The 6503-nt window shown below is 71.9% G+C and carries 6 protein-coding genes and 1 pseudogene; 3 read left to right on the top strand and 4 right to left on the bottom strand.

The window, feature by feature from the left end:
* Positions 1–158, bottom strand: a pseudogene (locus Q2100_RS28940) (oxidoreductase); the annotation flags it as partial.
* Positions 159–193: 35 nt separating this feature from the next.
* Between Q2100_RS28940 and Q2100_RS28935 the strand changes: the two are divergent.
* Entirely contained in the window at positions 194–607 is a 414-nt protein-coding gene (locus Q2100_RS28935; protein WP_264012747.1) for a F420-dependent biliverdin reductase, read from the top strand.
* A 19-nt stretch (positions 608–626) separates the two neighbouring features.
* Here Q2100_RS28935 and Q2100_RS28930 read toward each other — a convergent pair whose 3' ends face one another.
* Positions 627–1769: a M24 family metallopeptidase gene (locus tag Q2100_RS28930; RefSeq protein ID WP_302916799.1), complete on the bottom strand. Its 1143-nt coding sequence runs from the start codon at positions 1767–1769 to the stop codon at positions 627–629.
* A gap of 37 nt (positions 1770–1806) precedes the next feature.
* Between Q2100_RS28930 and Q2100_RS28925 the strand changes: the two genes are divergently transcribed.
* Both Q2100_RS28925 and Q2100_RS28920 read left to right on the top strand, forming a co-directional pair.
* On the top strand, positions 1807–2655 hold the full coding sequence (locus Q2100_RS28925) for a hypothetical protein (RefSeq protein ID WP_302916798.1): 849 nt from the start codon (positions 1807–1809) through the stop codon (positions 2653–2655).
* Positions 2652–3608 carry a 5'-3' exonuclease gene (locus Q2100_RS28920; protein WP_302916797.1) on the top strand — a complete coding sequence of 319 codons (957 nt, stop codon included), beginning with the start codon at positions 2652–2654 and terminating at the stop codon, positions 3606–3608. The genes Q2100_RS28925 and Q2100_RS28920 overlap by 4 nt, the downstream gene beginning before the upstream one ends.
* Here the strand turns inward: Q2100_RS28920 and Q2100_RS28915 are convergent.
* Entirely contained in the window at positions 3605–4456 is an 852-nt protein-coding gene (locus Q2100_RS28915) for a DUF4333 domain-containing protein (RefSeq protein WP_302916796.1), read from the bottom strand. The two genes, Q2100_RS28920 and Q2100_RS28915, sit on opposite strands and share 4 nt — an antisense overlap.
* Positions 4457–4519: 63 nt before the next feature.
* On the bottom strand, positions 4520–6503 hold a 1984-nt coding region (locus Q2100_RS28910; protein WP_302916795.1), incomplete at its 5' end, for a helicase-related protein.

Raw genomic sequence — 6503 nt, 5'->3', positions numbered from 1 at the left:
ACCTGCTCGCCCAGTCGCTCCGGGCCGCGGGCCGCCAGCACCACCGTGGCGCCGGGCGCCAGCCGCACGGCGAGTTCGGTGCCGATCTCGCTGCGGCCGCCGAAGACGACGACGACGCCGGGTGCGAGCCTGTCAGCCGTGTCGGCCGTGTCTTTCACAGCTGCGATTATGTCCTGCGCTAGCGTGGGCGTTGATGGCGAAGGCAACGACCCGGCTCACCAACGACGCGATCGCGTTCCTCACCGAACGCCATCTCGCCATGCTGACCACGCTGCGGGCGGACAACTCGCCGCACGTGGTGGCGGTCGGCTTCACCTTCGACCCCAAGACCCACATCGCGCGTGTCATCACCACCGGCGGCTCTCAGAAGGCGGTGAACGCCGACCAGCGCGGCGCGGCCGTGCTCAGTCAGGTCGACGGCGCGCGCTGGCTGTCGCTCGAGGGCAAATCCGCCGTCAACACCGACCCCGAGGCGGTGCGCGACGCGGAACTGCGCTACGCGCAGCGGTACCGCACGCCGCGGGTGAATCCGCGCCGCGTGGTCATCGAGGTGCGGGTGGAGCGGGTACTCGGCTCCTCCGACCTGCTCGACCGCGGCGAGGACTGAGCTCCCCGGGCCCCGCGCGTCACACCGTCGCGGCGGGACCTGCCGGCACCACGATCAGCTCGTGCGGTCTGCTGTTGACCGGCAGCACGCCGTCGTCGGTGACGATCACGATGTCCTCGATGCGGGCACCCCACTGCCCCGGGAAGTAGATGCCCGGCTCGACGCTGAACGCCATCCCGGGTTCGAGCGGCAGGTCGTTACCGGCCACCACGTAGGGCTCCTCGTGCACCGACAGCCCGATGCCATGCCCGGTGCGGTGCACGAACGCCTCGGCCAGACCCTCGGCGGCCAGCACGTCGCGGGCCGCGGCGTCGACCTGCTCGGCGGTCACCCCGGGGCGGACGGCCTGCACGGCGGCGCGCTGTGCCCGCTGCAGCACCGCGTAGCGCCGGGCCACCTCGGGATCCGGCTCGCCGATGCTGTAGGACCGGGTGGAGTCCGAGTTGTATCCCGGCTCGACCGGTCCACCGATGTCAACGACCACGATGTCGCCGGCCCGCAGTTCGCGGTCCGAGCATTCGTGGTGCGGGTCGGCGCCGTGCGGGCCCGAGCCGACGATGATGAACGCGACCTCCGAATGTCCTTCGTCGACAATCGCTTTCGCGATGTCTGCCGCCACGTCGGCCTCGGTGCGGCCCGGCACCAGGAACTCGGGCACCCGCTCGTGCACCCGGTCGATCGCCGCGCCCGCCGTGCGCAGCGCGTCGATCTCGGCGGCGTCCTTGACCATCCGCAGCCGCCGCAGCACATCGGTGGCCAGCACCGGGACCACGCCGAGCACCCCGGCCAGCGGCAGCAGGTGCAGGGCCGGCATCGCGTCGGTGACCGCGGTGGCGGCAGGCGCCCCGCCGAGCGCCTCGGCCACCAGCCGGTAGGGGTCGTCGCCGTCCACCCAGTCGCGCACGGCCACGCCGAGTTCGGTGACCGCGGACTCCCTGAGTGCGGCCAGCTCGAGCCGAGGCACCACCACCGTCGGCGCTCCAGTGGCCGGAACCACCAGTGCGGTCAGCCGCTCGAAGGTCTGCGCCCGCGACCCGGTCAGGTAGCGCAGGTCGTAGCCGGGGGTGATGACCAGGCCGGCCAGCCCGGCCTCGGCGGTGGCCTCCGCGGCGGCGGCCAGTCGGCGGGCGTACACATCGGAATCGAAACGGGCGGAACTCATGGCTGAAAGGCTAATCGCCGCCAGTAGTGTGAGCCGAATGCTGCGCGACATCCGCGAACTCACCGACAGTCACGAGTACGCCGAGGAGTTGCGGCGGCGCTGGGGCGGCCTGCTCAGCTACCGCTACATCGGCAGGCAGTACGCGACCATGGATCCGCGGGACGTCGACGACACCGTCGTGGTGCGCCACGACATGCGCAATCCCACCGGCGGCCTGCTGCTGGCGGTGCTGTCGATCGCGGCGCCCGAGAGCGGGCACATGTCCGACCTCGAGGCGGTGCCCAACCCCGTCGTGCACTCGTGCCAGATCATCGACCCCGGCCGCGACGTCCGCCGCTTCGAGGTGGTGTCCGAGGAGCTGCGCCGTGGCAGGCAGATGGGCTACAGCCGGGCCAAGATCGTCGACGCCGACCGGCCGGACCGCGTGCTCGCACTGATCGAGGGCCAGGGCGTCAGCATCGGCGTCCCGCCGGAGGGGCTGCAGAAGATGGAGGTGGACAACATCGAGGTGGTCGACTCGCCGGACCTGCCCCCGCTGTGGCAGGTATTCGGCGGGCACCGCAGGCCCGACGGGCACTGGGCGCTGCCCGAGCTCTCGGCCGACGTGGCCTCGCCGGACGCCGCCCTGCACATCGGGCCCCAGTTCGTCCTGCTCGAGACGGCGGCCACCGACGCGGCGGCCCGGCTCGCGGGCACCGGCCGGCTGCAGGGCGCGTCGTCACACGTCATGTTCATGGCGCGCGGCACGGCCGGGCCGTTCCGCGCCGAGTCCGAAGCCATGACCGGCGCCGACGGCCTGGTCGCGGCCAGGGTGGTGCTCTACGACGAAGGCAACGGCGACCGGCCGATCACCAGCGGCGCCTACGTGTTCGAGAGCGCACGATGAGCGGGCCGCTGCTGCTGCTCGACGGGGCCAGCATGTGGTTCCGGTCCTACTTCGCGCTGCCGTCGTCGATCACCGCGCCCGACGGCAGGCCGGTCAACGCGCTGCGCGGCTTCCTCGACGCGGTGGCGATGCTGATCGGCCGCGAACGGCCGAGCCGGCTGGTGGTGTGCCGCGACGACGACTGGCGCCCGCAGTGGCGGGTGGACCTGATCCCGTCGTACAAGGCGCATCGCGTCGCCGAGGCCGAACCGGCGGGCACCCCCGACGTCGAGGAGGTGCCTGACGAGCTGACCCCGCAGGTGGACATGATCATGGCGATGCTCGATGCGTTCGGCATCGCCACCGCCGGCGCGCCCGGATACGAGGCCGACGACGTGCTGGGCACCCTCGCCGCCCGCGAACGCAAGGACCGGGTCGTCGTGGTCAGCGGGGACCGCGACCTCCTGCAGCTGGTCGCCGACGACCCCGTCCAGGTCAGGGTGCTCTACCTGGGCCGCGGCATGTCCAAGGCCTCGATGTTCGGCCCCGCGGAGGTCGCCGACCAGTACCACGTGCCGGTCGAGCGGGCCGGGCCTGCTTACGCCGAACTGGCGCTGCTGCGCGGCGACCCGTCCGACGGTCTGCCCGGCGTCCCGGGCGTCGGCGAGAAGACGGCGGCCACCCTGCTCGCGCAGTACGGCTCGCTGGAGGCGATCGTGGCCGCCGCCGACGACCCGAAGTCGAAGATGAGCAAGGCCTACCGCAAGAAGCTGCTCGCGGCGACGGACTACATCGAGGCCGCCGGGCCGGTGGTGCGGGTGGCCCACGACGCGCCCGTCACCTTCACCACCGAGTCCGACACGCTGCCGCTGGCCGCCGTCCATCCGCGCAAGGTCGCCGACCTGGCCGGCGAACTGGGCGTCACGTCATCGGTCGGGCGCCTGCAGAAAGCGCTCGACGAGCTTCCGGACTAGCGGGGCCTGCCGACCTCGTAGGTTCCGTCGTCGTCCTGGAACGTCACCGTCACCGTGCGCTTGGTGCCGTCGATGCTGACGTCGCAGTCGAACGTCGCGCCCTGCTTGACCTCGGGGCTCTGGCCGTCGTTGCAGACGACGTCCTGCACGTTCTTGGCGCCGTAGCCGTTCTCCTCGTCGGTGAGGATCTGCTCCACACCCGACTGTGCGGCGTTGACGTCGAGCTTGGTGGTGACCGCCCAGCCCGGCAGCCACAGGGCCGTCACCAGCACGGCGATGACGAGGATCGCCACCAGCCCGCCGACGACGCCGAGAATCAGTTTCAGCGAACTCTTCGACCCGGACTCCGAGCCGGGCGCCTGGTACTGCCCGTACTGGTTGTACTGGTCGGGCTGCTGGCCGTACTGGGGCGGCTGCCCGTACTGGGGTTGGCCGTACTGCGGCTGCTGACCGGTCTGCCCGTACTGTCCCGGCTGCTGGCCGTACTGCGGCGGCTGGCCGTACTGCTGCCCCGGCTGCTGGCCGTACTGCCCGTACTGCTCGGTGGACGGGTACTGCGGCTGCTGCGGCGCCTGATAGGTCGGCTGCTCCTGGCCCGGCTGCTGATACTGCGGATACTGCTGCTGACCGTAGGCCGGCGGCGGCTGCTGCCAGCTGGGCACCTGGGTGGTCGACTCGTCGGCGGGCTGCGGCTGCCACGACGGCTGCTGTGACGTGGACTGGTCACCGCTCGCGCCCGAGGGCTGCCACGATGCGCTCGACGGATCACCCGAGGGCTGATCGCTGCCGGCCTCCGGTTGCTGGCCCTGCCACGGCTGCGAGGGGTCGGAACCCTGCGGTCCGCTCATCGTCTCTCCTTGGTCGTCCTGAGGTGGATCCTGCGGTCAGGTCCTGGGTCGGCTGGCAACACACTACCCCGCATCAACTGCCACGACGCCGCGTCGAATGTCGTTGATGGCGCGTTTCGCCGCCGTGCGCATCGCCGCCGTCGGCGCCGCGTTGCGCACCTGGTCGAGGAGGTCGAGGACCTGACGGCACCACCGGACGAAATCGCCTGCCGACAACGGCGACCCGCTGCCCGCGACGTCGGATGCGGCCAGCGCGGTCGTGAGATCGCCGGTGGTGGCCCACCGGTACACCGCGGCGACGAACCCGTCGTCCGGTTCGCGGCTGGGCCCGATCCGGTGCCGCTGCTCCTCGGCCCGCAACTCCGCCGACGTACGCCTGGTCCGCGCCAGCGCACGCCGCAGCGCGGCCGTCGGCGCCTCCAGACCCGCTGGCGCGCCGGGTGTGTCGCCCCGCGATTCGTAGAGCACCGTGGACAGCACCGCGGCGAGTTCGGCGGGCCCGAGGCCCTCCCAGATGCCGCCGCGCAGGCACTCGGCCACCAAAAGGTCACTCTCGCTGTAGATCCGGGCCAGCAGCCGGCCGTCGTCGGTGGCCTTCGGGTCACCGTCGTCCGCCGTCTCGATGTAACCACGTTCGGCGAGCAGGGTGACGATCCTGTCGAACGTCCGGGCCAGCGAATTGGTGGCGGCGGCCACCTTCTTCTGGATCTCGGCGTTGTCGCGTTCGATGCGCAGATACCGCTCGGCGAGCCGGATCCTGTCCTCACGGTCGGGCGCGTGGTGCGCCGGGTGGTTGCGCAGCCGTTCCCGCAGCCCGGGCAGCTCTGGATCGACGTCGCGTTCCTCCGCCGCACCGCCCCGCCTGCGGTTCGACGGCAGATCCAGGCCTGCGGCCGCCGAGCGCAGCGCCGAGGCCAGGTCCCGGCGTGCCCGCGGGTTGCGGTGCTCGACGCGCTTGGGCAACGCCATCGACCCCACGGTGGTCGACGCCCCGGTGTAGTCGGCCGACGAGATCCTGCCCGCCCAACGGTGTTCGGTGAGTACCAGCGGTCGCGGGTCGTCGCTGTCGCGGTCCGGTTCGAGGACCACGGCCAGCCCGCCGCGGCGGCCCTGCGCGATGTTGATGATGTCGCCGCGGCGCAACGCGGCCAGCGCCTCGTTGACGGCCTTGCGCCGGTGCAGCCGCGAGGCCCGCGACTGCGCGCGCTCCCGGGTCGAGATCTGGGCCCGCAACCGCGCGTAGTCCAGCATCGGCGCGTCGCGCCCGCCCAGTTCGGCGGCGATCTCGTCGAGCAGCCGCTCGCCGCGCTCGACGCCCCGGCGCAGCCCCACCACCGAGCGGTCCGCCTGGTACTGGGCGAACGACTGCTCGAGGAGCTGGTGGGCCTGTTCCGGGCCCATGTGCTGGACCAGGTTGATCGTCATGTTGTAGGAGGGCGCGAACGAACTGCGCAGCGGGAATGTGCGGGTGGAGGCCAGCCCGGCGATCTCGGCCGGTTCGGCCATGTCGTCGTGGCTGTGCCACAGCACCACCGCGTGGCCTTCGACGTCGATGCCGCGCCGGCCCGCACGCCCCGTCAGCTGGGTGTACTCCCCCGGGGTCAACGGCATGTGCTGCTCGCCGTTGAACTTGACCAGCCGCTCGAGCACCACGGTGCGGGCGGGCATGTTGATGCCCAGCGCCAGGGTCTCCGTGGCGAACACCGCCTTGACCAGCCCGGCGGTGAACAGCTCCTCCACGGTGTGCCGGAACACCGGGAGCATCCCGGCGTGGTGGGCGGCGAGTCCGCGCAGCAGGCCTTCGCGCCATTCGTGGTAGTCGAGCACGATCAGGTCGTCCTCGGGCAGGTCGGCGCAGCGGCGCTCGACGATCTCGGCGATGCGGGCCCGTTCCTTGTCGTCGGTCAGCCGCAGCGGGGAGCGCAGGCACTGCTTGACCGCGGCGTCGCAGCCGGCGCGGGAGAAGATGAACGTGATCGCGGGCAGCAGGCCCTCACGGTCGAGCGCGGCGAGCACGTCGGGCCTGCTCGGCGGCCGGGCACCCACC

It is taken from the genome of Mycolicibacterium arseniciresistens (assembly GCF_030519285.1).
In the GTDB taxonomy this organism is placed as follows: domain Bacteria; phylum Actinomycetota; class Actinomycetes; order Mycobacteriales; family Mycobacteriaceae; genus Mycobacterium; species Mycobacterium arseniciresistens.
Note: the sequence above shows the minus strand (reverse complement) of the source record. Positions and strands in the feature narration are given on the sequence as shown.